Annotated in this window: 25 protein-coding genes; 10 read left to right on the top strand and 15 right to left on the bottom strand. The window is 60.4% G+C overall.

Annotated features, from left to right (window positions below):
• Window positions 1-7: 7 nt before the first annotated feature.
• On the bottom strand, window positions 8-1,153 hold the full coding sequence (locus RG2_RS29215; protein ID WP_033236345.1) for a hypothetical protein: 1,146 nt from the start codon (window positions 1,151-1,153) through the stop codon (window positions 8-10).
• Between the two features lie 209 nt (window positions 1,154-1,362).
• On the opposite strand from RG2_RS29215, the gene RG2_RS29210 reads away from it, so the two are divergent.
• The gene (locus tag RG2_RS29210; protein ID WP_033236344.1) at window positions 1,363-2,142 is read left to right on the top strand and encodes an acetoin reductase; all 780 of its coding nucleotides are present in this window, start codon (window positions 1,363-1,365) and stop codon (window positions 2,140-2,142) included.
• A gap of 37 nt (window positions 2,143-2,179) precedes the next feature.
• A complete protein-coding gene (locus tag RG2_RS29205) occupies window positions 2,180-3,433 on the top strand; it encodes a GAF domain-containing protein (RefSeq protein ID WP_080711836.1) in 1,254 nt (417 codons plus the stop codon).
• Here the strand turns inward: RG2_RS29205 and RG2_RS29200 are convergent.
• The 5 genes from RG2_RS29200 to RG2_RS29180 are packed head-to-tail and all read right to left on the bottom strand — an operon-like array spanning window position 3,423 to window position 8,039.
• A complete protein-coding gene (locus tag RG2_RS29200; RefSeq protein ID WP_033236342.1) occupies window positions 3,423-3,785 on the bottom strand; it encodes a nuclear transport factor 2 family protein in 363 nt (120 codons plus the stop codon). The two genes, RG2_RS29205 and RG2_RS29200, sit on opposite strands and share 11 nt — an antisense overlap.
• Window positions 3,786-3,830: 45 nt before the next feature.
• Window positions 3,831-5,732, bottom strand: a complete 1,902-nt coding sequence (gene cysN, locus RG2_RS29195; RefSeq protein WP_033236341.1) for a sulfate adenylyltransferase subunit CysN — start codon at window positions 5,730-5,732, stop codon at window positions 3,831-3,833.
• Window positions 5,732-6,637 (bottom strand): sulfate adenylyltransferase subunit CysD, encoded by a 906-nt coding sequence (gene cysD, locus RG2_RS29190; protein ID WP_033236340.1) that lies wholly within the window; start codon window positions 6,635-6,637, stop codon window positions 5,732-5,734. The genes cysN and cysD overlap by 1 nt, the downstream gene beginning before the upstream one ends.
• Complete coding sequence (locus tag RG2_RS29185) at window positions 6,634-7,416, bottom strand: 3'(2'),5'-bisphosphate nucleotidase CysQ (protein ID WP_080711833.1); 783 nt, start codon at window positions 7,414-7,416, stop codon at window positions 6,634-6,636. Before RG2_RS29185 ends, cysD begins: the two co-directional genes overlap by 4 nt.
• 11 nt (window positions 7,417-7,427) lie before the next feature.
• Window positions 7,428-8,039 (bottom strand): TetR/AcrR family transcriptional regulator, encoded by a 612-nt coding sequence (locus RG2_RS29180; protein ID WP_033236338.1) that lies wholly within the window; start codon window positions 8,037-8,039, stop codon window positions 7,428-7,430.
• A 78-nt stretch (window positions 8,040-8,117) separates the two neighbouring features.
• On the opposite strand from RG2_RS29180, the gene RG2_RS29175 reads away from it, so the two are divergent.
• The 4 genes from RG2_RS29175 to RG2_RS29160 are packed head-to-tail and all read left to right on the top strand — an operon-like array spanning window position 8,118 to window position 12,662.
• Complete coding sequence (locus RG2_RS29175; RefSeq protein ID WP_051730702.1) at window positions 8,118-8,909, top strand: SDR family NAD(P)-dependent oxidoreductase; 792 nt, start codon at window positions 8,118-8,120, stop codon at window positions 8,907-8,909.
• A 5-nt stretch (window positions 8,910-8,914) separates the two neighbouring features.
• Window positions 8,915-10,204 carry a sulfotransferase family protein gene (locus RG2_RS29170; RefSeq protein ID WP_051730708.1) on the top strand — a complete coding sequence of 430 codons (1,290 nt, stop codon included), beginning with the start codon at window positions 8,915-8,917 and terminating at the stop codon, window positions 10,202-10,204.
• Complete coding sequence (locus RG2_RS29165; RefSeq protein WP_051730701.1) at window positions 10,201-11,499, top strand: alkyl sulfatase dimerization domain-containing protein; 1,299 nt, start codon at window positions 10,201-10,203, stop codon at window positions 11,497-11,499. The genes RG2_RS29170 and RG2_RS29165 overlap by 4 nt, the downstream gene beginning before the upstream one ends.
• Window positions 11,496-12,662 (top strand): NADH:flavin oxidoreductase, encoded by a 1,167-nt coding sequence (locus RG2_RS29160; RefSeq protein WP_033236337.1) that lies wholly within the window; start codon window positions 11,496-11,498, stop codon window positions 12,660-12,662. The genes RG2_RS29165 and RG2_RS29160 overlap by 4 nt, the downstream gene beginning before the upstream one ends.
• A gap of 49 nt (window positions 12,663-12,711) precedes the next feature.
• On the opposite strand, the gene RG2_RS29155 is transcribed toward RG2_RS29160, so the two are convergent.
• From RG2_RS29155 to RG2_RS29145, 3 genes are read right to left on the bottom strand one after another with little or no spacing between them, the layout of a single operon-like run.
• Window positions 12,712-13,371 carry a DsbA family oxidoreductase gene (locus RG2_RS29155; protein WP_033236336.1) on the bottom strand — a complete coding sequence of 220 codons (660 nt, stop codon included), beginning with the start codon at window positions 13,369-13,371 and terminating at the stop codon, window positions 12,712-12,714.
• 40 nt (window positions 13,372-13,411) lie between these two features.
• Window positions 13,412-14,065 carry a response regulator gene (locus RG2_RS29150; protein WP_033236385.1) on the bottom strand — a complete coding sequence of 218 codons (654 nt, stop codon included), beginning with the start codon at window positions 14,063-14,065 and terminating at the stop codon, window positions 13,412-13,414.
• 35 nt (window positions 14,066-14,100) lie between these two features.
• Window positions 14,101-15,315: a sensor histidine kinase gene (locus RG2_RS29145; protein ID WP_230590349.1), complete on the bottom strand. Its 1,215-nt coding sequence runs from the start codon at window positions 15,313-15,315 to the stop codon at window positions 14,101-14,103.
• 165 nt (window positions 15,316-15,480) lie between these two features.
• Here RG2_RS29145 and RG2_RS29140 point away from each other — a divergent pair, with 165 nt between their 5' ends.
• Window positions 15,481-15,996 (top strand): DUF4352 domain-containing protein, encoded by a 516-nt coding sequence (locus tag RG2_RS29140; protein ID WP_033236335.1) that lies wholly within the window; start codon window positions 15,481-15,483, stop codon window positions 15,994-15,996.
• On the top strand, window positions 15,993-16,469 hold the full coding sequence (locus tag RG2_RS29135; protein WP_033236334.1) for a hypothetical protein: 477 nt from the start codon (window positions 15,993-15,995) through the stop codon (window positions 16,467-16,469). Before RG2_RS29140 ends, RG2_RS29135 begins: the two co-directional genes overlap by 4 nt.
• On the opposite strand, the gene RG2_RS29130 is transcribed toward RG2_RS29135, so the two are convergent.
• Complete coding sequence (locus tag RG2_RS29130; RefSeq protein ID WP_007726950.1) at window positions 16,444-16,878, bottom strand: OsmC family protein; 435 nt, start codon at window positions 16,876-16,878, stop codon at window positions 16,444-16,446. The two genes, RG2_RS29135 and RG2_RS29130, sit on opposite strands and share 26 nt — an antisense overlap.
• A gap of 63 nt (window positions 16,879-16,941) precedes the next feature.
• A complete protein-coding gene (locus RG2_RS29125; RefSeq protein WP_033236384.1) occupies window positions 16,942-18,153 on the bottom strand; it encodes a TetR/AcrR family transcriptional regulator in 1,212 nt (403 codons plus the stop codon).
• A 242-nt stretch (window positions 18,154-18,395) separates the two neighbouring features.
• Here RG2_RS29125 and RG2_RS29120 point away from each other — a divergent pair, with 242 nt between their 5' ends.
• Together RG2_RS29120 and fadD5 are read left to right on the top strand one after the other, a co-directional pair.
• Window positions 18,396-19,172 carry an enoyl-CoA hydratase gene (locus RG2_RS29120; RefSeq protein ID WP_033236383.1) on the top strand — a complete coding sequence of 259 codons (777 nt, stop codon included), beginning with the start codon at window positions 18,396-18,398 and terminating at the stop codon, window positions 19,170-19,172.
• A 17-nt stretch (window positions 19,173-19,189) separates the two neighbouring features.
• Complete coding sequence (gene fadD5 / locus RG2_RS29115) at window positions 19,190-20,779, top strand: fatty-acid--CoA ligase FadD5 (protein ID WP_033236333.1); 1,590 nt, start codon at window positions 19,190-19,192, stop codon at window positions 20,777-20,779.
• 68 nt (window positions 20,780-20,847) lie between these two features.
• Here the strand turns inward: fadD5 and RG2_RS29110 are convergent, their stop codons facing one another.
• The 4 genes from RG2_RS29110 to RG2_RS29095 all read right to left on the bottom strand — a co-directional run bounded on the left by RG2_RS29110 (window position 20,848) and on the right by RG2_RS29095 (window position 26,132).
• Entirely contained in the window at window positions 20,848-21,327 is a 480-nt protein-coding gene (locus RG2_RS29110) for a nucleoside deaminase (protein WP_033236332.1), read from the bottom strand.
• An 82-nt stretch (window positions 21,328-21,409) separates the two neighbouring features.
• Complete coding sequence (locus RG2_RS29105) at window positions 21,410-23,953, bottom strand: ATP-dependent Clp protease ATP-binding subunit (RefSeq protein ID WP_033236331.1); 2,544 nt, start codon at window positions 23,951-23,953, stop codon at window positions 21,410-21,412.
• A 308-nt stretch (window positions 23,954-24,261) separates the two neighbouring features.
• Window positions 24,262-25,170: an esterase/lipase family protein gene (locus tag RG2_RS29100; protein WP_033236330.1), complete on the bottom strand. Its 909-nt coding sequence runs from the start codon at window positions 25,168-25,170 to the stop codon at window positions 24,262-24,264.
• 20 nt (window positions 25,171-25,190) lie between these two features.
• Entirely contained in the window at window positions 25,191-26,132 is a 942-nt protein-coding gene (locus RG2_RS29095) for an esterase/lipase family protein (RefSeq protein ID WP_033236382.1), read from the bottom strand.
• Between the last annotated feature and the right edge of the window lie 215 nt (window positions 26,133-26,347).

Genomic DNA, 26,347 nt, shown 5'->3' with positions numbered 1-26,347 from the left:
AACCAGTTCACGCGGATCCAGGCTTCAATCGGCCAAGCCCCAGCGACTGGAAGCCGACAACGTAGAACAACGTCCACAGCACCGTCCAGTCCACGAAACCCAGTGCATTGCCGTGCAATCCGTCGGCCACTGCGGGTTCGTGAAGAATGTGCTCGGCAGCAAAACGGTAGTAGAAGAGGAACGTCACCACTGCCAGCCCCAACGTGAGCACTGCGCGGATCAACAGGTTCACCCCGTCAGCGAACCCAGTCGGCTTGTTTCCGAATGCATTGGCCCAGAAGATCATCCAGAAGGCCCAGCACACACCGAGTTGAGCCGGAAACTGATTCACGACGCCACCCAACTCGGCAACCGCAGCACTTCCCAGCAGAACCTTCACAACAGACAGTGCCACGAAGTACAGCCCGGTTCCCAGTGCAAAATTGCCCACCGTAGCCGCGAGTGCGGTTTTCCCTCCACTACCGAACAGCCGCCACGGCCAATTTTCCAGAGTCTGACCGGTCAAGATCACGACCACCACAACGCAGTAGAACCACCCGAGCACGGTGTCGACGGTCATCAATGGATTGGTTGCGGACAGCGATACGGACGGCAGCCCGAAAACGAAATACAGGGCAAGCGTCGGTACCGCGACAAACGCGATCTCGCACAGACCCACCAACGGCTGCTTCATCCCGATGGAGACCCACGGCCAATGCTGCCAGTTCAGCACCACCATCACCCAGGTTCCGAACCCGAACAGCACAAACAACGCACCGGCGAAGTAGCCGAGACCGCCGGCGCGGCCTGCCGCGAAGTCCGGATACAGACTCCCGATTCCGTTGGCGAGCAACCACGTCACCACAACCGCGAACACGGCTGTCGCTGCCATGATTGCAACGCCTCTGGCCGGCTGCGGCAGTCGATCGAATCCGGCAAACTCGCAGTTGAAGCCGATGAACACCACAAAAAGTATGGCCCAGAACAGCGCTGCATTGAACGGCAACGGATAGAAATTCCAGGGGCTGGTCACCGGATCGGCCAGAAGATACCAACTCGCCAGAGCCAGAACCAGAACGATCACAAGATTTGCAGCACCGAACGGAATCCAGCGGCGCGAGGGTCGACGGCTCGGCGTCGCCGAACCCTTCGGAACATCGACTGTTGCAGTCATATCTTCTTCTCCCGGTTTGTGCCACAAAGCAATTCGCGAAGTGGTCGCGCAACTATGAAGGCACCGAACCGGACACAGGGAGAGTTGCCGACAGTTGCAATCGATGTCCGATTGTTCGGGTTTGCAACGCGATGCAACCCTTCTATAGTGTGGTCGTCATCACATATAACTCACTCATCGGCTTACCCGCCAACGAGGAGACACTGAATATGAGCATCACCGGCAAAGTTGCACTGGTCACCGGAGCAGGCCAAGGGATCGGACGTGGAATCGCACTCCGGCTCGCCCACGACGGCGCAGACATCGCGCTAGTCGATCTCGACCAGACCAAGCTGGATGCCGTCGCCAAAGAGATTCGCGAAATCGGCCGTCGGACAACCACGTTCATCGCCGATGTCAGCGACCGCGACCAGGTGCAGGCAAGCATTGAACACGCACATTCAACGTTGGGCGGCTTCGATATCATCGTCAACAATGCCGGAATAGCACTGGTAGGCCCCCTGTCCGACGTCACCCCCGAGGAAGTCTCCAAGATTTGGAGCGTCAACGTCGACGGCGTGGTGTGGGGTATTCAAGCCGCGGCCGCGAAGTTCAAGGAACTCGGTCAGCGCGGGAAAATCATCAACGCGTCGTCCATTGCAGGCCACGACGGTTTTGCCATGTTGGGTGTGTACAGCGCAACTAAATTCGCCGTCCGGGCACTTACCCAAGCTGCGGCCAAGGAATACGCATCAGACGGCATCACAGTCAACGCGTACTGCCCCGGAGTTGTGGGAACCGACATGTGGGTCACCATCGACAAGCGATTCTCCGAACTCACCGGGGCACCGGAAGGTGCGACCTACGAAAAGTTTGTCGGCGGCATTGCTCTGGGTCGAGCCGAGACTCCCGACGACGTGGCGGGGTTCGTCTCCTATCTGGCCGGACCGGATTCTGATTACATGACCGGCCAAGCCGGACTCATCGACGGAGGGTTGGTATATCGCTGACATGGCCACACCCACAACGCGGTTGCCCGAGCCCGCGATGCCACCCGGTGAGGATCCTCGCAACTACGCGAGGACCCTCGCCGCGGTGTACGACGCCACGATGGCCGGTGATCGATCCCCCGCTCGTCCCCGCGACGTGATCCGCAAGTCCTGGCAGCGGCTGAGAGAGCTGGGAGTCGATCCTGAACAGAGCCGAATCGAACCGTCGATGGATGTGGCAGAACTCGACCTTCGTCGCCGTGAATCGGGCCTGTACGACGTACTCGACGACGTGACCCGCGGACTCGAATCGGTGACAGCGAGCGGCGAGAACATCATGGTTGTCGCGGACATACGTGGAACAGTGCTGTGGCGCAGCGGATCCAATCGGGTACTGGATCAGGCGGGGCGGCTCGGATTTATCGAGGGTGCAAACTGGGCCGAGGACTCTGTCGGCACCAATGCCATCGGCACCGCATTGGTGTCGCATCAAGCCGTTCAGATCTTTTCGGCGGAACACTATGCGCGCAGCCATCATCCGTGGACCTGCGCGGGTGCACCTATTCGAGATCCACGAGACGATCGGGTAATCGGCGTGGTCGACATCAGCGGGCCGGCCAAGACCATTCACCCCACCACACTCGCCTTGGTCGACGCCGTCGCACGTCTTGCCCAATCACACCTGCGTGACAAGCACCGCGACAACCTCGACCAATTACGGTCTGTTGCAGCGCCGATGCTCGCACGCGGCGGATCACCCGCACTGGTCACCGACGCTCATGGCTGGGTTGCGGCGGTCGATTCTCTGCCACATCGCACTCGAATCCTGCTGCCCTCGGCGCTGACTCCCGGCCGGACGTGGTTCCCGGCCCTCGGGCTGTGCGAATTGGATCCGCTACCAGGAGGTTGGCTGATCAGGCCGACCTCCACCGGAAGCAACGTCGCTGCTCCCACAGTGCACGTCGATCTGCGTGATTCCGAGAGCATGTCGGTAACAGTGTCTTCGGAGTTGGGTGAATGGACGTACTCCCCCACCCAGCGCCATGCGGAAATTCTGTTTCTCCTGGGATCGGAGCGAAGAGGGCGCACCGCGTCGCAATTAGCTCAGGACCTGTTCGACGACCCAGCCCGCACGGTGACCGTACGGGCCGAGATGTCCCGCCTACGCAAGAATCTTGCTGGAGTAGTTGCAGCACAACCGTATCGGTTTGTCGATGCAGCGCAGGTCACGCTCTCCTGCCCCGACATCGGTGCACATCTGCTCCCGTTCTCGAACGCTCCAGCCGTCCGGGCCGCCCGAATCAGGGAATGAGGGCCTTGATGTCGGGGACTGCAGTGATCGAGAGAATCTTGCAGTTGTCATCGAACTCGAAGAGATCTGTAGACGCAAAATCCTCCAAACCTTCGCGCTCGACACGCATTTGCATCGCAGCAAACTTGCCCACAACAGTGACAGGGGTCAGCAGACTCACGGTGAACGGCGTGTCCTCACTCTCGGCGAAGAATGCCCGAATCTCGTCAAAACCCCGATTGGTGCGAACACCGACGGGCTCGTGCTGCACAGCACCCTGATGGAACAATTCCATCAACTCATCGATCTGGTGCGATCCGAGCAGCTTGACGTAGCTGTCGACAACGGCGCAGATCTCGTCACGAGAAGGCATGTAGGACTCCTTAATTGAGGGTTGAGTTATCAGCAGATCGAGAAATCAGTGAATGATTCCGCGTTCGAGCAGATGCCGGATTATCTGATCAGCGGCATCGAGAGTCGACGATGACGTCGTATCGATACGAATATCCGGCGAGACCGGAGTTTCGTACGGCGAGTCGATGCCGGTAAAGTTCTTCAACGCACCACTGCGCGCCTTCTTGTACAACCCCTTGGGATCTCGCTTTTCGGCGACAGCCAGCGGGGTGTCGACGAACACCTCGAAGAACTGATCGGCGCCGATGGTTTCCTTGGCGGATTGACGTTCGATCTGAAACGGTGAGATGAACGAAGCGAGGACGATCAGTCCGGCATCGGCCATAAGTTTAGCGACTTCTGTTACGCGGCGGATGTTTTCGACACGATCAGCTTCGGTGAATCCGAGATCACGGTTGAGTCCGTGGCGAACGTTGTCGCCGTCGAGAAGATAGGTATGGCAGCCTAGCGCATGGAGTTTACGCTCCAACTCGTTGGCAATCGCCGACTTACCCGAGCCGGACAACCCGGTGAACCACACTACGCACGGTTTGTGACTGTTGAGCGTCTCTCGCGCCTTCTCGTCGATATCGACGGCCTGCCAGTGAATGTTGTCCGAACGCCGAAGAGAATGCTGGATGAGTCCGGCGCCGACGGTGGTGTTCGTCAACCTGTCGATGAGGATGAATCCACCGGTATCACGGTTGTCGGCGTACGGGTCGAATGGCACCGGACGGTCGAAACTCAGGTTGCAGACACCGATTTCGTTCAGTGCAAGCGTGTCGGTCGCCGTCTTCTCCATAGTATTGACATTGATCTTGTGCTTGGGCTTGGTGATTCGAGCCTGGACCGTCATAGTGCCGATCTGGCAGAGGTACGGCCGCTCCGGGAGCATCTCATGCTCACCCATCCACACCACGTGGGCTTCGAACTGGTCGGCTACCGGGGGCAGCGCATCCGATGAAGCGAGCATGTCGCCGCGGCTGATGTCGATCTCGTCGGTCAGTGTGATGGTCACGGATTGGCCGGCGATGGCTTCGATGAGATCACCGTCCATCGTGACGATGCGCGCGACGGTCGATTCCTTTCCGCTGGGAAGCGCTCGAATCCGATCACCCGGGCGGATGATGCCGGAAGTGACCTGGCCGGAGAAGCCGCGGAAATCGAGGTCGGGGCGGTTGACCCATTGCACCGGCATACGGAACGGGCGTTGCTGCACATCATCGTCGATCTCGACGGTTTCGAGGTGATCGATAAGTGTCGGACCGTCGTACCACGGGGTATTCGCGCTGCGCTCGGTGAGGTTGTCCCCCATATATGCCGACATGGGAATCGGAACGACGTTCTTCAAACCGATTTCGTCTGCAAAAGCACGGTATTCGGCGACAATGTTGTCGAACACCTCCTGCGAGTAGTCGACAAGATCGAGTTTGTTGACGGCGATGACTACATGTCGAATACCGAGCAGTGAAACCAAGTACGAATGGCGGCGGGTTTGAGTGAGCACACCTTTGCGAGCATCGATGAGGATGACCGCGAGGTCAGCTGTCGATGCGCCGGTGACCATGTTGCGGGTGTACTGCTCATGACCAGGAGTATCGGCGACGACAAATTTGCGACGCTCGGTCGTGAAGTACCGGTACGCGACGTCGATAGTGATGCCCTGCTCACGTTCGGCAGCCAGTCCGTCGACGAGGAGCGCGAAATCGAGACCTTCGCCCTGTGTGCCGACCTTGCGTGAGTCGTTTTCCAGAGCCGTAAGTTGGTCTTCGAAAACCAATTTCGATTCGTAGAGAAGGCGACCGATGAGCGTGCTCTTGCCGTCGTCGACACTGCCGCAGGTGATGAAGCGGAGCATCGTCTTGTTGGCATGACGTTCGAGATACTGTTCGATATCGTCGGCAATCAGATCCGAGGAAACGGTCATCAGAAGTACCCCTCTTGCTTCTTCTTCTCCATCGACGCGCTCGAGTCGTGGTCGATGACCCGGCCTTGGCGTTCGGATGTGGTGGTCAACAACATCTCTTGGATGATGTCGGTCAAGGATGTCGCGGTCGATTCGACAGCGCCGGTCAGCGGATAGCACCCGAGGGTTCGGAAACGAACACTCTTGAGTTCCGGTGTTTCACCCGGCAGCAACGGCATCCGGTCGTCGTCGACCATGATCAACGCGCCGTCACGTTCGACGACGGGACGCTTGGCGGCGAAGTACAGCGGGACAATCGGAATCTGTTCCTGGCGTATGTATTCCCACACGTCGAGCTCGGTCCAGTTCGAGAGCGGGAACACGCGCAAGCTCTCCCCCGGCGATTTGCGGACGTTGTACATCCGCCACAATTCCGGGCGCTGTTGCTTGGGATCCCAGCGGTGCGCTGCCGATCGGATCGAGAAGATCCGTTCCTTGGCGCGGGATTTTTCTTCGTCACGGCGGGCGCCACCGAATGCGGCGTCGAACTTGTAGTGATCGAGGGCTTGCTTGAGTCCCTCGGTTTTCCACATGTCGGCGTGGACGGCACTGCCGTGGGTGAAGGGGTTGATTCCCTTCTCCACACATTCCGGATTCTTGTACACGAGGAGATCGAGGTCCGGCGCCGCTGCTGTCTCGTCGCGAAGGCCGTACATCTCGCGGAACTTCCACGTAGTGTCCACGTGCAGCAACGGAAACGGAAGCTTCGACGGATAGAACGCCTTGCGCGCCAAGTGCAGCATCACGGCGGAGTCCTTGCCCACCGAATACAGCATCACCGGATTTTCACTCTCGGCGAGCGCTTCTCGCATGATATGGATACTCTCGGCTTCGAGCCGTTCGAGATGCGTCAGCGTGGTAGTCATCGGTTCAGCACCTCCAGTGCGGTAGCAGCAAGTTCAGGGCGGCAGATCAACAAGTCGGGCAACCAAGGGTTCTCTTGGTTGTAGTGCAGAGCAGAGCCATCGATTCGTGAAACATGCAGGCCGGCAGCCTGAGCCACGGCAACCGGGGCGGCAGAATCCCACTCGTACTGTCCGCCGGCATGGGCGTAGATGTCAGCGTCGCCGCGCACTACCGCCATGGCTTTGGCTCCAGCCGAGCCCATCTCGATCAACTCGGCATCCAACGCTCGGGCCAGTGCCATCACTGGCTCCGGCCTCCGAGTGCGACTTACGACAACCCGAGGGTTGGACGGCACGACGTTGTACAGCGGTACCGGGTCTCTACTCGAGTGCGTTATTCCCAGACCCGGGAGCGCCACGGCTCCTGCTGTGAGAGAGCCGTTTTCGAACAATGCAACGTGCACAGCCCAGTCACCGCGGCCGATCTCACCGAACTCGCGGGTTCCGTCGAGTGGGTCGACGATCCAGACACGCGACGCACCGAGCCGCACAGCATTGTCAGGTGATTCTTCCGAGAGCACCGCGTCGCCGCTGAATCGGCGAGCCAGTTCCCCAGCGATGAATTCCTGACTGACTCGGTCTGCACCCTTTCGGAACGCGACGGGATCGACATCGTCGGGAGTCAACGCTTCGCGATACCGGAGGAGCAGTTCTCCTGCGGCAGTGCTGATATCGATGGCAGCGGTTGTATCGCACGTCGCTTCGGGTGGGTCGTCATGATGCGTGGTAGTTCGCGTCATCGATACTCCAGTCAGTGTGTAATTGCCCTCGCTAGCCCGTCTGCCGAGTACGTGATGTACTCCGTCGGATCGAGGTCTTGGGCCCAGTTGTTGACGATGGTGTCGGCCAGCCCCATGAGGCCGGCCCAGACGAAGGGGATCAGGGAAGGTCCCTCACGGAGTGAAAGCCCCTGTGCACCCGCTGCGTCTTCGAGAGCTGTCCGCAACTCTGCGAATTGTGCTTCGGTGGAATGTCGTAAGTCTTGGACCGCTTGCCCGTCGGAGTTCGAAGCGTCTTCGGTCGTTCGCCACACAGATGCCACGTGCCCGACTCGGGCCCATTGTTTGGTGGTTTCAGGCACGATAGCTGCGATCAGGGCCGATATGCCTTGATCGCGTGGCAATTCGGCAATGAACACGGTCAACTCCTGCTGACTCTCGAAGAGGAGAGCTGCAAAGATGTCGCGTTTGTCGACAAAGTACTGGTAGATGAGTCCGGGACTCATACCGGCTTCTTTGGCGACGCTCCGAATCGTCAGTGCGGCGTAGCCACCCACATCCAGGATGGCTGCTGCAGCATCGAGGATCCCTCGGCGCCGTGCTTCCGTATCTCCGCGGACAGACGTGGTGTTCGTTGCGTTCATCCACACACACTAGCTGCTCGCTAAACAATGTTCAACAGCTATTGAACATTGTTCACAAACTGGCTACTGTCACACCTCATGACATCAAGCACCGAAGACAGAGCAACTGATTCTATTGCGAAAAGTGTTGTGGCATTCGACTTTTCTTCCTCCCGAGTGCTCGTAACCGGAGGGTCCAACGGCCTCGGACTTGCGATTGCCCACCGCTTCGTCGACGCCGGCGCGCACGTGACGATTACCGGAACCAAAGCGTCGGCCGACGACTACGAGCACGACCTCTCGGCATTCGTCTACCGGCAGTGCGTCATGACAGATCGCGAGCAGATCGCCGCCGTCGCGGCAGGGCTGTCCACACTGGACATCTTGGTCAACAACGCCGGTCAGACACTTACCCAGAAGGGCGAGTGGAACCCGGAGGTATTCGAGGAATCGCTTGCCGTGAACGTCGTGAGCGGATTCCGGATGTCTTCCGCGGTTCTCCCACTACTCAAGGAAAGCACCCAGAGCGGCGGCGCTTCCATCATCAACGTCGCGTCGATGGCGTCGTACTTCGCCGTCGACGTCGTGCCCGGATACGGCGCATCGAAGGGCGCCGTCGTCCAGATGACCAAGACGATGGGATCGAATTGGGCCAAGGACGGCATTCGAGTCAACGCCATAGCCCCTGGACTGACGGCAACAAAAATGACGGCAGGACTCCAGCAGCGCCCTGAACACAGCAAACCGTCACTCGATCGCACACCGATGGCCCGGTGGGCAGACCCGTCCGTGGACGTCGCTCCCGTCGTACTGTTCCTTGCCAGCCCGGCCGCACAATTCGTTACCGGACAGACCTTGCCCGTCGACGGCGGATTCTCGATCAGAGGATGACTTCGATGCCGTCGTCCACCGCGCAACCTGAAGCAACCTCACCGAAACGCGTGCGCATCACCGACCTCCGTTACCCCGTACTCACCGAATCCCAGCAACAGACGTGGGCCTACGCCGAAGCGAACCCGATAACCCTGTCCGTGGACAGCGTTCTCTCCGCCGCGCGAGAACAAACAGGCCTCGGCGATTTCGGTCCTGACGACTTCCGCGAGCGACTGGCGTTGTGGCTCGACGAGATCGACGCCGATCCCAACCGTTCACCGGTCTCCCGGATGACTACTCACGCAGCGTGCACCCGCTACGCGGCCAACCGACTTCGAGTACTGGATGTCCTGCGTCGCCACCCCGAGATTCACGACGAGGAGATCGTGGCTCCCATCATCGTTGTGGGACTGCCGCGTTCGGGTACCACGCATCTCCTGAACCTCATGTCGGCTGATTCCCGTTTCCGGTCGCTGCCACTCTGGGAAAGTCAGGAACCCGTCCCCTTCGCGGGTGACGAACTCGGCGTGGACGGCGTCGACCCGAGATTGCTTCGGAGCCAAGAACGTTGGAACCAGATGCAGGCCAAGAGCCCTCTGGTGGCAGCAATGCATCCGATGACCCCGGAACATATTCACGAGGAACTCGAACTCGAAAGCCTCGATTTCTCGAGTTACAACTTCGAGTGGATGTCGTCGATGGCACCTCGCTGGCGCGATTACTATCTCGCCCACGATCAGCGCCCCCATTACGAGTTCATCAAGACGATGCTCAAACTCCTTCAGTGGCAACGTGGTCCGAACCGTTGGATTCTCAAGTGCCCGCAGCACCTCGAGCAACTCGGTCCACTCATGGACACCTTCCCCGACGCCACCGTCGTCATGACACACCGCGATCCGGTGTCGGTAGTCCAGTCTGCAGCGACGATGGTCGGCTACGGCGCCCGGATGAACTTTCACGAGCTCGACCTGGATGCGGTGTGCGACTACTGGATCGACCGCGTCAGCCGGTTGCTCGATGCGGGAACCCGCGATCTCGCCCTGATCCCCGACGAGCGGCGAGTGGATGTGTACTTCGACCAATTCATGGCGAACGACATCGGAACTGTCGAGCACATCTACAACCGCGCCGGCCTCGAGATGACCGAGCAGGCGCGAGGAGAGATCCGCGAGTACATGTCCAGTCACAAACGCGGTTCGGGCGGTCAGGTTGTGTACGACCTGCGAGCAGACTTCGGCCGAGAACCGGCCGAACTGCGCACTCGATTTGCCAACTATTTTGACGCCTTCTCTGTGAAAGTAGAGGTTCTGTGAACCAGCACATCTCCGATCAAGTCGACGCTCTGATCGCACAACGACCGGGAAAGACCCTGCTCGAACCTGAGTACACCGACGAAGCGATCACGATCAACGATTTCATCTACCGCAGCGGCGGCACCAGCTCGGCGTACATGATCGTCACGCCGGCCGGCCGGATCATCGTCAACACCGGCTGCGGATTCGAAGGACCGCATCATCGAAAGCTGTTCGACGACATCTACTCCGGGCCGACCAGGTACATCATCACCACTCAAGGCCATACCGACCACGTCGGTGGAGTTCACGCCTTTCGTGAGCCGGGTGCCGTCTACGTGGCCAACGAGCTGAACCAGTCCGTTCAGCTCGACGATGCTCGTGTCATCAAGCGGATGCGTCAATGGGCACCCGTATGGTTCGGCCGGGACGGCGATACCGTCGCACGCTTTGCCGCAGAATTCCCATCCGTGTCCAATGCACAGGACGAGCCGATCCCGGATCTCACTTTCACAGATCGTCTCGACCTCACGGTCGGCGGACTGGATGTCGAATTACATTCTGGTGTAGGCGAAACAGTCGACGGCGCAATGGTGTGGCTTCCGCAGCATCGCATCGCGATGATCAGCAATCTGCTCGGCCCTCTCTTCGGCCACTTCCCCAATCTCAATACCGTTCGCGGACAACGATACCGCTTTGTCGAGCCGTACCTGAAGACAATTCGCACGCTGCGTGATCTGCGTCCGCAGACACTGATCACCGGCCGCGGCGAGCCCATCGAGGGCGAAGAACTGATCGACGCCGTCTTGAAGCGGATGTACGACGCCGTCGACTACGTTCACCGCACGACGCTCGACGGAATCAACGCGGGTAAGTCCGTCGAATCGCTGATGCGCGAAATCGCCTTGCCGCCACACCTTTACGTCGGACAGGGCTACGGTCAGGTCAAGTGGGGAGTCAAGACCATCTGGGAAACCTACCTGGGATGGTTCCATCACGACTCCACCACAGCGCTCTACGATCTGCCCCGAACGAAGACTCTGGCTGATCTCGTCGAACTGGCCGGAGTGGAGCGTGCAATCGAACTCGCCGAAACGAGACTCGCCGAAGGAGCAGTGGTCGAAGCCACCGCGCTGTCCGAGGCTGCTCTCGCATTCGAGCCCGATAACGGACCTGCTACCCGCGTCCTCCTGGCCTGCCACCGGGAACTGCTGACACAGCCGTCCACCGAGGCGAACTTCTGGGAATCCGGGTGGCTGGCACACCAGATCAAGAAGCTCGAAGCAGCTGTCGCAGAATTGGATACGAGCCGATGACCACACTGGAGGCCTTCGCGCCTGCGAAGTTGGGACCGGCGACGCTCCGGAACCGAATCATCAAATCGGCCACGTTCGAGGGAATGACACCCAACGGCGTCGTCACCGACGAACTGATCGACTTTCATCGCAAGTTCGCTGCCGGCGGCGTCGGTATGACAACAGTTGCCTACTGCGCCGTCGCACCGGAAGGGCGTGCGGCCGGCGGGCAACTCCAATGGACCGAGGAAACCGCGCCCGGGTTGCGCCGGTTGACTGATGCGATTCACGCCGAAGGTGCGGCAGTCTCAGCGCAGATCGGCCATGCGGGTGCTGTCGCACCACCGAAAGCGACTGGCCAGAAGGCACTTTCAGCGAGTAGACACTTTCACCTGACAACCCTCAGTTTTGCCGAAGCCGCCTCCGAGGCAGACATCGATCGGATCGTCGAGGCTCACGCCCACGCTGCCAGAGCGGCCGTCGAGGCAGGCTTCGATGCCATCGAACTACATTTCGGTCACGGTTACCTCATCAGTTCATTCCTGAGCCCAAAACTGAACCACCGCACCGATTCCTACGGGGGAAGCCTGGAGAATCGGGCACGCTTCGCGCGTCGAACCGCACGCGCCGTCCGAGACGCGGTCGGTACGAAAATCGCCGTGATCGCCAAGGTCAGCATGGATGACGGCGTGCCTGGTGGATTCTGGCTCGAAGAGGCAATCACAGTTGTGCGCTGGCTCGAAGAAGACGGAACCCTGGACGGGGTGGTCCTCACAGCCGGAAGCTCACTCGAGAACCCCCTCTACACGTTCCGAGGTGACGCACCGCTACGGGAATTCGGGGCACTCATGCCGCAGCCACAGAAGCTGGGAATAAAACTGGTGGGAAAGCACTTCCTGCGCACCTACCCGTACACCGACGCCTACCTACTCGATCACGCGCGCCAGATCCGCGACGCAGTAGACCTCCCGCTGGTGTTGCTCGGCGGAATCACGGGCAAGGAATCGATCGACCTCGCCATGCGTGAGGGATTCGAGTTCGTCCAAATGGGCCGCGCACTGCTCAGCGACCCGAACTTGATCAAGACGATCGAGGAAGAAGGTCACGGGCAGACGCTCTGCATTCACTGCAACAAATGTATTACCACGATCTACGGGGGAACTCGCTGCGTATTGCGGCCGTGACCCATCCCTGACAGCGCCTCTGCGCACGCGCTGTCAGGGATGTTCGCTGTCAGGCCGGCTCGGAAGCCTGCGTGAGCAGCTGCAGGAACACCTCTTCGGGCTGAGCGCCGGACACAGCGACCGCACGGTTGGCGACGAAGAACGGAACGCCGCTGACCTGGAGCTGGCGGGCCATGGACAGATCCTCGCGCACTGACTCGGCGGCGGCATCGGAGTTGAGCTGCTCACGCACGGTGTCCGCGTCGAGGCCGACACTCACAGCCAGATCTACCAGCACCTCACGATCGTCGATCACCTTTCCGTCGCTGAAGTGAGCCTTGAACAGTGCTTCGAGGAGTTCGTTCTGTCGCTCACCGGCGAGATGTAGCAGTCTGTGCGCATCAAAAGTGTTGGCGGCGATCACGGTGTCGAAGTCCAGGGTCAATCCGACCTCGGCGGCCGTCGCGCTCACATGCGAGAACATCTGGCGTACCTGATCAGGCGCCATTCCCTTCATCTCGACCAAGGCGTCGAGTTCCGTGCGGCCCTCTCCCACCGGAGTCTCCGGCGCAAGCTGGTACGAGCGCCAGATGACGTTGACGCGGTCCTTGTTCTCGAAACGATCCAGGGCCGAGAGGAACCTGGTCTTTCCGATGTAGCACCACGGACAAGCAACGTCCGACCACACTTCGATGGTCACGTCTTGGTCAATCACGATTTGATCAGTCACCGAAGGTCCAACAACAGCAGCAGCGAGATTAGTCCTTACATCACACGACGAGACCGCAGCGGTACGCAACCAACGATGCACGCACCCGATTGTTCACTCCGAGTTTCGAGAACAACGACGAGACGTGCGATTTGATCGTTGTTTCACCGAGGTACATACGCTCCGCGATTTCACCGTTTCCCAGACCTGTGGCCAACTGCACCAGAACTTCGCGCTCACGGTCGGTGAGCACCGCCAACGCCGTCTGGTCCCGAACAGGTTCACGGGGAGTGGACTCGGCGATAGCCCGCAGAGAATCCCGGCTGAACAGCGCATGGTCGGATGCAACGACGCGCACGGCCTGCTGAAAGGCTTCGGGTGCAGCATCTTTCCGCATGAAGCTGTGCGCGCCGGCCTCGACCGCCTCGATCACCAGGCCGTCGACGTCGAAAGCCGTCATTGCGATGACCTTGGGAGGGTTGGGCATCAACATCAACTGGCGAGTTGCTTCCAAGCCCCCGACGCGGACCATTTTGAGGTCCATCAGTACCACGTGGGGACGAAATCGAGTGACCTTGGCTGGCACTTGGTCGCCGTCCTCGGCCTCTGCAACCACCACGATGTCGGGTGTGGCTTCGAGGATGTCCTTCATCCCGCGCCTCACCCAGGCGTCGTTGTCGACAATCAGCGTCGTCACCCGCGAGTCTGTGTTCATGGTGGGCTGAACACTACCGAGCGCCACCGACAAAATTATGCGAACCAGGGCACCCAGCAACTGACGAGGAAGTCCTCCCCCAGCGCGCCGGCCTCGACCTTGCCGCCGATCTCGCGTGCCTGCTCGGCCAATCCGCGGAGCCCCGAACGCGAACCGATCGACGTCATCGGAGGCAGATCGCTGAGCTTGTTACGTGCCAGAATGCGAATTCCGTCATGCGGTGATCCAGTGACGGAAATGACGAGCATTTGATCGCTCGCGTATTTCTGAACATTGGTGAGCGCTTCCTGCACTACGCGATAACACACGTGACCAGCCAGCATTCCCACGTCACCCGGAAGCAGTTCCGATTCCAGACGGCAGTGAATGCCGGCCGCACGAGCACCGTTGACCAGATCACCGATCGCATCGATTCCCTGGTGCCCACCGTGCTCACGACGATCACCACTTCCCCTGAGCACTCCGACGATGCCCTTCAATTCGTCCAAAGCCTCGTGTGCGGTGGTTCGGATCATGGCTGCGGTATTGACGACCTTCTCCGGATTGTCTGCAGCACTGACTTGCAACCCGCCGGCAAACAACGAAATTCGACTCAAGCTGGCCGCGATTGTGTCGTGCATGTCGCGGGCGATCCGGGTGCGTTCCTCGGTGCGAATCATTTCGTCGCGCATCGCATCGGTCTGTTCCGTCGCCAGATCCCGCACGTGCTCGGCCTCGACGAGTTCGGTTTTGGTACGAACGAGAAGCGAGAGCGCCACCACGACGGCGACCATGACGGCTGCGACCAGCCATGGAATCCACAGCGCCAGGTCGTACTGCGCGAGCTCTGTGCCGTCCTTCGGCGCAGCAGTTCCGATTGTCAGCACCGAAAACTCGCGATCCCGAAAGGCGTCGTAGGTCAACGAGATTCCGCATGCGACGTACACCGCCGCGCCCGCGACCGCCAATTGATTTCCGCGGGCGATTCGAGCAACTGCAAACAAAGCGATGAGCGCCGCCGTCGCATCTGTGGGAAAGAACAGAGGACCGACCAGCGTGATCGCCAGAACCGCCCAGGGACGTTGACGCCGCCACACCAGCGATATCCCACCAGCTGCGCCGAGAACAAAGCCGATTCCGACCAGCACCGGTGGCACATTTCCCGACGAGCCGGCGATAGTCGCCGTCATGATCGAGCAGAAAATGCTGAATGCGACGGCGACGGTTGTCCATACGCGTCGTCGCACTGCAGTTCCTCGGGTGGTGATCACCGAGTAAGCGTATAGACCACCACCGACTCCTCGAATCAGCCGATTGGACCACCACGCGCGCAAACAACGACCGAAAGGAGGAGATCACCCGATCTTTCGGCTGACGCGAAAGGCATCCCGGACATCGTTGACTAGTGCCATACCCGCTCTCGAAAGGCACCCATCATGCGATCACTCCGCACTCCCCTCGCCGTCCTCGCCGTCGGCGCAGCCCTGTTCGCAACCATCGCGTCAGGCGAAACCGATGAAGCGAAGAAGGTCGACGACAACGGTTCGTCCGCCGCACCCGCTGCCGCTTTCGGTATCGGTGACGTCGTCGAACTCGGTGACTGGCGCGTTCAGGTACACGGCGTTGTCGATCCGTACGTCTCGACCAATCAGTTCATCACCGCTGATCCCGGAAACCGCTACGTCGTGGTTGACACCGAGGTCACCAACAACAGTGACAAGCCCACCGCGGTGTCGTCGATGATGTGCTTCGAACTGCAGGACTCGGCAAACAAGTCATACAACATCACGTTCACCGACAGCAGCACGTCGAGCGTCGACGGAGAGCTAGCGCCGGGTGCGGCCAAGCGCGGTGAATTGTCGTACGAGGTCCCCGAAGCCGCCACCGGTCTGCGTTTGCAGTTCAAATGCGATCTGTTCTCGTCCGGCTCGGCAACCATCAACCTGTCGTGAGGCGTCCGGGCGATCTGCTGCTGAGTCCGTGGGCCCTGGTTTCGGTGGCGATCATTCTGATCAACGACCACGTGCTCAAGGGCGCCTTCGGAAACACGATGACGGGCAAGCTGTCCGACATAGCCGGTGTGTTCCTGTTTCCACTGCTTCTGCTCTCGGTTCTCGAAGTGCCCAGACGCAGCCTGGTGGGGCGAGCAGCGATCGCCTGGTCCATCGCAGTCACGGGAATAGGCTTTGCCGCCGTGAAAATGGTTGCGCCGGTTGGCGACGCGTACGAGTGGGTGATCGGATTTCTCCGTTGGGCCGCAGCAGGATTACGCGGAAACCTCTTGCCGATCCTCGTCGTCCGCGATCCTTCGGATCTGTGGGTGCTCCCGATACTGCTCGCGAGCTACCTGGTGATCAGAGGTGCTCGAGCGCCGAAAACGGCGCCCGAGCACGAGAAGATCAGTCCAGCGCTGCATCCAATGTGATGTCGACGCCTGTCAAAGCCTTACTGACCGGGCATGTTTCCTTTGCGGCCTGGGCTACCTTGGCAAAACCGTCGGCGTCGAGGCCGTCCACCTCGGCGCGAACGGTGAGCTTGATTCCGGTCAGCTTGAAGCCGACCGTGTCAGGGCCCAACGAGACATCCGCCGTGATGTCGAGGCTCTGCGGAGTTCCCCCGGCCTCGGCGATGAGCGCTGACAACTGCATCGCGTAGCAGGACGAATGTGCCGCGGCGATCAGTTCTTCTGGGCTGGTGGTTCCGCCGGCTTCCTCAGCTGCTCGTTTGGGGAACGACACGTCGAATGTCGCGACTCCGGAACTGGTGAGTTCCACCTGCCCCGATCCGGCTTCCAAGGTGCCGTTCCAGGCAGTGCGTGCGGTACGAGTTGGCATTGGGTGTCCCTACTTCCGTCTGCGGATTGTGTGAAACGCCTTGCCACTCGAACTTACCCGCGACTATCCGAGAAGTGTCACCGACAGAAGTGCCGCGACGCGTTCGGCTTCCGAGAATCGGACGACGCGGCCGACATCGAGAACCAGTCCCAGCGCCGCGTGAACAAGAAATCGAGCCGACGCGACAGTGAGCTCGGGCCGGGCGTCGACGCACAGGTGCGCCCACTCCTCGACATTGCGTCGCTGAATCTTCCGTAGTTCCTTGCCGGCATCGGCAGGGAGATTTCCGACTTCCGCGAAATAGACGGCAAGCAACTCACTCTGAGCGAGGAAGACGGCAACGTACAGCTCAGCAAGTGTGTGCACAGCCTGGCGCGGAGTCTCGGATTCTGCCAGGGCGGAGCCCAACGTGACGGTCAATTGTTCGGACGCCCGATGAAAGGCTGCGGCCAGTAGATCTGCCTTGCTCGGAAAATGCCGGTACACACTCGATGCGGTGATCCCGGCGGCGGCTCCGATTTCCTCGATGCTGACCTCGTGATACCCACGTTCATGGAAAAGCAGCACCGCTTCGTGAAGCAGCACTTCACGTTTCGATGTACGTTCGAGTCCTGGAATCTTATTGACGCCTTGCAAAGGCGCTACCGACGAGACTCGCCGCGGGAGTTCCATATCGATCACAGACCAGCAGACGGAGAGCATCAAGGACTCGATCTGCTTGGGCGGCAACGCCGATCGATGCCCCGTGACACTACCGATCACACTCAGAATCGCTGCCGTGACGAGGTCGAGATCGGCACGACCGAGCTCCGGGCGGACCGCAGCCAACGGCTCTGACACCCGCAGGCGCAACGCCACCACCTCCAGGCGCAGGTTCTCGCGGTCCACCTTCTCCAGGTAGCGGCCTTCCCAACGATAGAGCCCGCCCCGACGCCGATTCTCGAGGGTGACACCGATGACCGCGACCATGACGGCTTGCAACTGTTGCCGTGGATCGTCGCTCTCGCAGTGCGCGGAATCGGCCGCATCGAGCAGTGCCCGAGACAAGTTTTCGACCGCGTGAACGAACAGTGCGTATTTGGTGGGGAAATGGCGGTACAGCGCGGGACCGGACACGCCGACGGCAGACGCTATGTCGTCGATACCCACCGCGTGGTACCCGCGCTCACTGAACGCCTCGGCTGCAACCGCCGCGATCTGAGCCTTGCGATTCTTCGGCCGCGTACGCGAAGTGGATTCATCGCCACGTGCGACGACGCGTGTCCGTCCGGGCATGAATCCCTCCATTCGTTTCACAGCTACCGTATCGGATTCTCCGAACACCCTTGACACTGCCACTCGAGGTGTTATGTTAACCGCTATTCGCACAATCTCGCAGATAGATTCACCACTGAAGAGACCCTCCTGCGGCACGAGTTACGGTCTACGCCAAGGGAACACATTTCGCCAGATCAACCGTGAGAAGGAAGCTGTGTGCTGATGATTCGCATGTGTTGTACCGTTTCCCCGAGTTCGTCATGACCTCGTCCACAGCGGGTCTCCTGACGGAACTCGACAACGGCATTCTGCGTTTGACCTTCAACCGCCCCGAACGCATGAACGCAGCCGACTTCGAGACCATGAAAAGTCTCATCGACGCTGTTACCGACGCCGGCGACAACCCGGATGTGCGCACCATCGTCATCACCGGAGCAGGCCGCGCGTTCTGTACGGGAGCAGACCTCGCAGCTATCACAACCAATCCGACAGATCCCCAGATCGTCATGGACACCGCAAACACCGTGATTCGCGCCATCACCAGCACCTCCGTGCCCGTGATCGCCGCAGTCAACGGGCCTGCCGCAGGTGTAGGCGTCTCCATCGCCCTCGCCGCAGACCTGACCTATGCTGCCGAAAGTGCCTACTTCCTCATGTCTTTCGTCAACATCGGACTGATGTCCGACGGCGGCGCCAGCGCATTGATTCCGGCAGCGATCGGCCGGGCGCGTGCAGCCGAGATGCTTCTGCTGGGTGAGCGTCTATCCGCTACAGATGCAGCGCAATTCGGGCTCGTCTCCAAAACCCTTCCCGACGATCAGTTCGCTGCACACATCGAGTCCGTCGCGAAGCGCACCAGCGCAGCGCCCCGTCGTGCTCTCCAACTCACCAAAGCCGCACTGAACGCCGCAACACTCGATCGCATCGACTCCGCTCTGGAACTCGAAAAGACCGGTCAAGCAGAACTTCTTGTCGGAGCCGACTTCGCCGAAGGCGCGACCGCAATGCTTCAGAAACGCGCACCCCACTTCAAGTGATTGAGAGGAAACAGTAGATGCCCTCCACCGATACAGCGTCCGAGGTACAGCGCCTGCGACGCACCAACTGGAACAATCAGGTTGCCCGCCACGCGCAGATGATCCCGGACCGCATCGCGCTGCGATTCCAGGGCGATTCCATCACCTGGAGCACGCTGAACGAGCGCGTCGAAAAACTGGCAGACGCGCTCTCCCGGCGCGGTGTCAGTTTTGGTGACCGCGTTCTGATCCTGATGCTCAACCGCCCCGAGTACCTCGAGATTGTTCTCGCGACCAATGCGTTGGGCGCGATCGCTGTCCCGGTGAACTTCCGACTGACCCCACCTGAGGTCGCCTACCTTGTCAACGACTCGGGCTCCAAAGTCATTGTCGCGGAGGGCCCGTTGGCTCCGTTGGCCGCCGCAGCCCGCGCAGCGTCCGAGGGCATCGACATCTCCATCACGGTGGGCGCACACGCTGAGGGCGACAGCTTGAACTACGAGGACTTGATCAGCGAACCGGGTGAACCTCATGCATTGATCGACATCCCGGACGACACACCGGCTCTCATCATGTACACCTCGGGAACCACAGGACGCCCCAAAGGTTCCGTGCTCTCGCATTCCAATCTCTCGTCACAAGCGTTGACCTGCATTCGTGCCTTCCACCTGTTCAACGAGGATTCCATCGGCTTCTGTGCGTCGCCGATGTTCCACATCGCTGCCCTCGGTTCCATCGCCCCAAGCCTGCAACTGGGCACTACCACGGTGATCCACCCGGTTGGCGCATTCGACCCGGGTCAGCTTCTCGATATCCTCGAAGCCGAGAAGGTCACCAGCTTGTTCCTCGTGCCCGTGCAGTGGCAGGCGGTGTGTGCAGTTCAGAAAGCCCAACCTCGAGCCCTCTCGCTCAAGAACATTTCCTGGGGTGCCGCCCCGTCGTCGGACACGATCTTGCGGGCAATGGCCGAAACCTTCCCTGATGCGTTCAACGTCGCAGTCTTCGGCCAAACCGAAATGTCTCCCATCACTTGCGTACTCGACGGCGATGACGCCATCCGTAAGCTCGGTTCAGTCGGCCGGGTCATCCCCACCATCTCGGCTCGCGTCGTCGACGAGAACATGGATGACGTGGCACCCGGCGAAATCGGGGAAATTGTCTACCGCGGACCCACAATGATGAGTGAGTACTGGAATAACCCCCAGGCCACCGCAGATGCCTTCCACGGCGGGTGGTTTCACTCCGGAGACCTGGTCCGTGTCGACGACGAAGGATTTGTGTACGTCGTCGACCGCAAGAAGGACATGATCATCTCCGGCGGTGAGAACATCTACTGCGCCGAGGTCGAGAACGTTCTGTACGAACACGAATTGATAGTCGAAGCCGCAGTCGTCGGGCGTCCCGACGCCAAGTGGGGCGAGGTTCCGGTAGCGATCATCGCGATGACCCCCGGTTCAACCGTGGACCTGACCATCGAGGAGCTGAGCACCTTCCTCAATGATCGCCTGGCACGGTACAAGCACCCCAAGGACATCATCGTCGTGGAAGCCTTGCCGCGCAATGCAAGTGGCAAGGTAGTCAAGGGTGAACTGCGTGAACAGGCTCGGGCTGTAGACGTAGTGTCCTGAACGTCATGTCCTGAACGTCAAAGAGCGGGCGGCATCTCGATCGAGAGGTGCCGCCCGTTTGCGTGTCGTCAGGCGCCGCGTGAGTGCAGCATGCGGTGCAGTTCGCGGACCTCATCGACCAGCTCCGGAACCGGCCCTTCCACCGGAAGATTCGGCGCAACCTCGTTGATCGGGAGGGATCGTACCGGCCCCGAGGCCACTCCCCACTCCGTAAGCCATTCACTCAACTGCGCAGACGAACACACGTACACGATCCGGCCCAATCCCACCCAGGCATGAGCAGCCGAACACATCGGACAATGCTCGCCGGAGGTGAATACCGTTGCCGTAGAGCGCTCTTCCGTCGTCAGATACTGCGCAGCCCACCGCGCCAACTCGAATTCCGGATGTCGTGTGCTGTCGCCTCCCGCAATTCGGTTTCGATCTTCCGCGAGGAAAGTCCCGTCAGCGGCAGCAAGTACCGATCCAAACGGTTCGTCGCCTTCGTCCAATGCCTCTCGCGCCAATTCGACACAACGACGCAGATGGCCCATCTCGATCTCGTTCATGAATATGCTCTCTCCCCGTGATACACAAAACGGGCGGCACCGGTAAGGGTGCCGCCCGTTTTCGTTTACAGCTCTGTACTACTTACTCTGCGGCGCTTTCGCTCTCGCCTGCCTTGGACAGTTCGATCGGCGGTGCGTCCGGCACGTCGATCGGCTTCTTCGTAGGCGTGAACGTGAACTTCGCGTCCTCGCCCGAGCCTTCGCCGTCCCAGCCTTCGACGTCGACGAGCACGATGTGTCCCGGTCCGATCTCTCCGAAGAGGATCTTCTCGGACATCTGGTCCTCGATCTCGCGCTGGATGGTGCGACGCAGCGGCCGCGCACCCAGTACCGGATCGAATCCGCGCTTGGCCAGAAGCGACTTGGCCTTGTCGGTGACCTCCATGGCCATGTCCTTGTTCTTGAGTGCCTTCTCGACGCGAGCAAGCATCAGGTCCACCATCTGAACGATCTGCTCGTTCGTGAGCTGATGGAACACGACGATGTCGTCGATACGGTTCAAGAACTCGGGGCGGAAGTGCTTCTTCAGCTCATCGTGCACCTTGAGCTTCATCCGCTCGTAGTTCGAGCCGGTGCCCGTTCCCGAGCTGAAGCCCAGGCCGACAGCCTTGGAGATATCCGACGTACCGAGGTTGGACGTGAAGATCAGCACCGTGTTCTTGAAGTCGACGGTACGACCCTGACCGTCGGTGAGACGGCCGTCCTCGAGCACCTGCAGGAGGGTGTTGTAGATCTCCTGGTGTGCCTTCTCGATCTCGTCGAACAGCACGACGCTGAACGGCTTGCGACGGACCTTCTCGGTGAGCTGGCCACCCTCTTCGTATCCGACGTACCCGGGAGGGGCACCGAACAGACGCGAAGCGGTGAAGCGGTCGTGGAACTCGCCCATGTCGATCTGGATCAGAGCGTCGTCGTCGCCGAACAGGAAGTTGGCGAGCGACTTCGCGAGCTCCGTCTTACCGACACCGGACGGGCCGGCGAAGATGAAGGAGCCCGAGGGACGCTTGGGATCCTTCAGACCTGCACGCGTACGACGGATCGCCTTCGAGACGGACTTGACTGCCTCTTCCTGGCCGATGATCCGCTTGTGCAGTTCCTCTTCCATACGGAGCAGACGAGTGGTCTCCTCCTCCGTGAGCTTGAAGACGGGGATGCCGGTCCAGTTGCCCAGAACCTCGGCGATCTGCTCGTCGTCGACCTCAGCGATGACGTCCAGGTCGCCCGCACGCCACTGCTTCTCACGCTCAGCGCGCTGAGCAACGAGGGTCTTTTCCTTGTCACGCAGGTTCGCGGCCTTCTCGAAGTCCTGCGCGTCGATCGCGGACTCCTTCTCGCGACGCGCGTCGGCGATGCGATCGTCGAATTCGCGCAGGTCCGGCGGTGCAGTCATCCGACGGATGCGCATTCGCGCGCCCGCCTCGTCGATGAGGTCGATCGCCTTGTCCGGCAAGAAGCGGTCGTTGATGTAGCGGTCGGCCAGCGTCGCAGCTGCCACGAGAGCACCGTCCGTGATGGACACACGGTGGTGAGCCTCGTAGCGGTCACGAAGACCCTTGAGGATCTCGATGGTGTGCTCGACGGTGGGCTCGCCCACCTGAACGGGCTGGAAACGACGCTCGAGTGCGGCATCCTTCTCGATGTACTTGCGGTACTCGTCGAGAGTGGTGGCACCGATGGTCTGCAGCTCACCGCGGGCAAGCTTGGGCTTGAGGATGGAGGCCGCGTCGATAGCGCCCTCAGCCGCGCCCGCACCCACGAGAGTGTGCAGCTCGTCGATGAACAGGATGATGTCGCCGCGGGTGTTGATCTCCTTGAGAACCTTCTTCAGGCGCTCTTCGAAGTCACCGCGGTAACGGCTGCCGGCCACGAGCGACCCGAGGTCGAGCGTGTACAGCTGCTTGTCCTTGAGGGTCTCGGGGACCTCACCGTTGACGATTGCCTGAGCCAGGCCCTCGACAACAGCGGTCTTACCGACACCGGGTTCACCGATGAGGACCGGGTTGTTCTTGGTACGACGCGAGAGAACCTGCATGACACGCTCGATTTCCTTCGAGCGGCCGATGACCGGGTCCAGCTTGCCTTCGAGGGCAGCTTGCGTCAGGTTGCGACCGAACTGGTCGAGCACGAGCGAGGTGGACGGCGTGCCGGCCTCTCCGCGAGTGCCACCGGTTTCGGTGGGCTCTTTGCCCTGGTAGCCCGACAGCAGCTGGATGACCTGCTGGCGGACACGGTTGAGATCGGCACCGAGCTTGACCAGAACCTGGGCTGCAACGCCCTCACCCTCGCGGATGAGACCGAGCAGGATGTGCTCCGTACCGATGTAGTTGTGTCCGAGCTGCAGCGCTTCGCGCAGACTCAGCTCGAGGACTTTCTTGGCGCGCGGTGTGAAGGGGATGTGACCGGACGGAGCCTGCTGGCCCTGGCCGATGATCTCCTCGACCTGGCTGCGGACTCCCTCGAGGGAGATACCCAACGACTCCAACGACTTGGCGGCAACACCTTCGCCCTCGTGAATGAGGCCGAGGAGGATGTGCTCCGTACCGATGTAGTTGTGGTTGAGCATCCTGGCTTCTTCTTGAGCCAGGACAACAACGCGCCGCGCGCGATCGGTGAACCTCTCGAACATCGCTCTCCCTCACACTCTCCGGCGTGCAGGTTCGAGACCGGATGTCTCGTCCCTGGTCGCCGCGTTTCGCTCCGGCACTACAGACTGATCGCCTCGCCGGTCAGCAGACATGGCGTCTACGAATCGACTGAGGTTGCACGACCCCACTTATTACTCTAGAGGGCGCGAAGTCCACCTGCTGCTCCTCCACCCGATTGGCAGGGGATACCGGCTTACTTACATCTCACAACGTCGCAGCTCCGGCAATCGTTTCCCACTTCCTGTACGCCTGAAGCGAACAGGTACGTATATCGAGTTCGGCGCTGAGATCAGCCGATAATCGGGAGCACTCGATCACACGGGATTTCACGGGTCGTCGACGGATCGAGTGCCGCCAGCGTCAACGCTGCCGTTCTCTGTGACGCCACCACGGCAATGTGGTCCGACCGGTCCTGCGGGCAACCATCCTGCACCACGATGTTGGACGCATTCGACGCCGCGAGTATTCCGCTGGTGTACGGAACCACTACTTGGTCGTAGCGAGTCACGATATTGGAGTACTCGACGGTGTCCGCGTACACGCCGGCGTCACGCAGCTCGGACACAAAGCTCGCGTTGTCGAAATCCGGACCGCCGACGCCTTTCGGCGGACCGACGTCGGAACCGTTCCACAGCGGGGCTATCGACACGATCTTCGAGACCTTGTCGTCACCGCCTGAGAACTTGGCGTAGTACCCACTGACGGTCGTCCCCTGCGAATGTCCGACGAGATCGACTTTCGAGGCACCCGTCGCCTCCAGTACTCCGTCGACGAAGTCCGACAACTGCTGTGCACTCTCCGGCAGCGGCGCGAGGCCACCTGCAGCCGACAACGGCCATGGCAGGTCGGATCGGTTCCCGAACGTGAGTGCAAAAACGCAATAACCCTCGTTCGCGAGAACCGGCGCAAGTACCGCCCAATTGGTCTGACGGTTTGCCGCGGTTCCGTGGACGAGGACCACGGGATCCGGATGCGCCACCGAAGGCGTGCACGAGTAGTTGTTGGTTCCCGGCACTGATCCCCCGGGGTCGAGCGCTTCCAGCGCAATCCCGCTGGCGAAACCGAACGGAACAGGCAGTGTTGAAGTGACAGACGGTGTAGTCACGGGCGGCGTATCCGCCGACGCACGTTCCGGCGCGGCAGCAGCCCCCAGTACTGCTGCCGCAACCGCCGCGCAGGCTAGTGCCCGTATGCCCATCGCACGCCTCCATGCTCTGCTCAACCCACGATGGGCCACACCGGATGACACGGTACCGGTCGCGGGTGCGATGGATCGAGCGCATTGAGAGCAAATGTCGCAGCGCGCAGCGATGCCGCGATGGCGAGGTGATCGGAGATGTCTTGCTCACAACCGTCCTGGACAACAATGTTGGTGGCGTTCAGCCCAGGCTCGAGACCATTTGTGTACGGAAGAACCAGCTCGTCGTATCGCGTCGTGATGTTCGTGTAGTGAACACCCGACGCGTAGACGCCACCGGCACGAAGATTCTCGATGAACTCCGATCCCGCGCCCATGTTCAAGCAGGCTTTACAGATCGGGAATCCGGCCTGCGCTGCCTCGGACACCCCGAGATCACGCATGGTGCGCCCGATGCTGACCTGCTCGTTTCCGAGCGTTCCCTTCCACAGCGGCGCAACCGAGATGATGTTGTCCACTTTGTCGGCGCCACCGAGGAACTTCGCGTAATACCCGTTGATGATCGTGCCCTGCGAATGTCCGATCAGATCTACCGACGACGCTCCGGTAGCACCAAGAACCTGATCGACAAAACTCGACAATTGCGCTGCACTGGAAGGTATTTCCTGCATCCCACCGATCGCCGACAGCGGCCACGGCTGTTCCGGAAAATTGCCGTAGGTCAGCGCGAAAACGCAGTAACCCTCATTGGCGAGCAATGGCGAATAGGTAGCCCAGTTGGTCGCCCTGTTGCCGGCCGTACCATGCACGAGCACAACAGGATTCGGATGTTCAGCAGTCGACTTACACGAAAAGTCGTTGGATCCGGGAGCCGAACCACCAGGATTCCCCAACTCCTGGGGAACGCCGGCAAGAAACGCACTGGGAACGGGCAACGGTGCCTGCGCCGACGCCGTCGACCCCATCCCGACGAGGATCGCCGCCGCGAGTACAACTCCCCCGAAAATCCCAGTTCTGCGCACGATCGACTCCTCTGACGGCAGATACAAACCGTGCAGACGCTAACAAACTAGAACGCGTTATCAATCGCTTTTCGGAAAACGCGCCCACAATGTGCTGATTCAACCCTCTGGATCGGCCACCACCGAAGATCGATGTGGAACCCGGCCAACCTCAGCCTATCGCCACCAAATTCGGTCTCACCTATGACATTCCACCCGATTGGCGAAATAACTCA

The sequence above is a fragment of the Rhodococcus globerulus NBRC 14531 genome (genome assembly GCF_001894805.1).
Classification (GTDB): domain Bacteria; phylum Actinomycetota; class Actinomycetes; order Mycobacteriales; family Mycobacteriaceae; genus Rhodococcus_F; species Rhodococcus_F globerula.
The sequence above is the reverse complement of the archived record's forward strand: the minus strand, read 5'-3'. Positions and strand labels throughout refer to the sequence as shown.

Coding starts and splice junctions, on each gene's coding strand:
- RG2_RS29140 (WP_033236335.1), top strand. CDS start 15,481: ATGCGATCACTCCGCACTCCCCTCGCCGTCCTCGCCGTCGGCGCAGCC.
- RG2_RS29185 (WP_080711833.1), bottom strand. CDS start 7,416: ATGACGCGAACTACCACGCATCATGACGACCCACCCGAAGCGACGTGC.
- cysD (WP_033236340.1), bottom strand. CDS start 6,637: ATGACTACCACGCTGACGCATCTCGAACGGCTCGAAGCCGAGAGTATC.
- RG2_RS29170 (WP_051730708.1), top strand. CDS start 8,915: ATGCCGTCGTCCACCGCGCAACCTGAAGCAACCTCACCGAAACGCGTG.
- RG2_RS29200 (WP_033236342.1), bottom strand. CDS start 3,785: ATGCCTTCTCGTGACGAGATCTGCGCCGTTGTCGACAGCTACGTCAAG.
- fadD5 (WP_033236333.1), top strand. CDS start 19,190: ATGCCCTCCACCGATACAGCGTCCGAGGTACAGCGCCTGCGACGCACC.
- RG2_RS29205 (WP_080711836.1), top strand. CDS start 2,180: ATGCCACCCGGTGAGGATCCTCGCAACTACGCGAGGACCCTCGCCGCG.
- cysN (WP_033236341.1), bottom strand. CDS start 5,732: ATGACCGTTTCCTCGGATCTGATTGCCGACGATATCGAACAGTATCTC.
- RG2_RS29125 (WP_033236384.1), bottom strand. CDS start 18,153: ATGCCCGGACGGACACGCGTCGTCGCACGTGGCGATGAATCCACTTCG.
- RG2_RS29180 (WP_033236338.1), bottom strand. CDS start 8,039: ATGAACGCAACGAACACCACGTCTGTCCGCGGAGATACGGAAGCACGG.
- RG2_RS29215 (WP_033236345.1), bottom strand. CDS start 1,153: ATGACTGCAACAGTCGATGTTCCGAAGGGTTCGGCGACGCCGAGCCGT.
- RG2_RS29100 (WP_033236330.1), bottom strand. CDS start 25,170: ATGGGCATACGGGCACTAGCCTGCGCGGCGGTTGCGGCAGCAGTACTG.
- RG2_RS29120 (WP_033236383.1), top strand. CDS start 18,396: ATGACCTCGTCCACAGCGGGTCTCCTGACGGAACTCGACAACGGCATT.
- RG2_RS29150 (WP_033236385.1), bottom strand. CDS start 14,065: ATGAACACAGACTCGCGGGTGACGACGCTGATTGTCGACAACGACGCC.
- RG2_RS29110 (WP_033236332.1), bottom strand. CDS start 21,327: ATGAACGAGATCGAGATGGGCCATCTGCGTCGTTGTGTCGAATTGGCG.
- RG2_RS29105 (WP_033236331.1), bottom strand. CDS start 23,953: ATGTTCGAGAGGTTCACCGATCGCGCGCGGCGCGTTGTTGTCCTGGCT.
- RG2_RS29175 (WP_051730702.1), top strand. CDS start 8,118: ATGACATCAAGCACCGAAGACAGAGCAACTGATTCTATTGCGAAAAGT.
- RG2_RS29130 (WP_007726950.1), bottom strand. CDS start 16,878: ATGCCAACTCGTACCGCACGCACTGCCTGGAACGGCACCTTGGAAGCC.
- RG2_RS29160 (WP_033236337.1), top strand. CDS start 11,496: ATGACCACACTGGAGGCCTTCGCGCCTGCGAAGTTGGGACCGGCGACG.
- RG2_RS29210 (WP_033236344.1), top strand. CDS start 1,363: ATGAGCATCACCGGCAAAGTTGCACTGGTCACCGGAGCAGGCCAAGGG.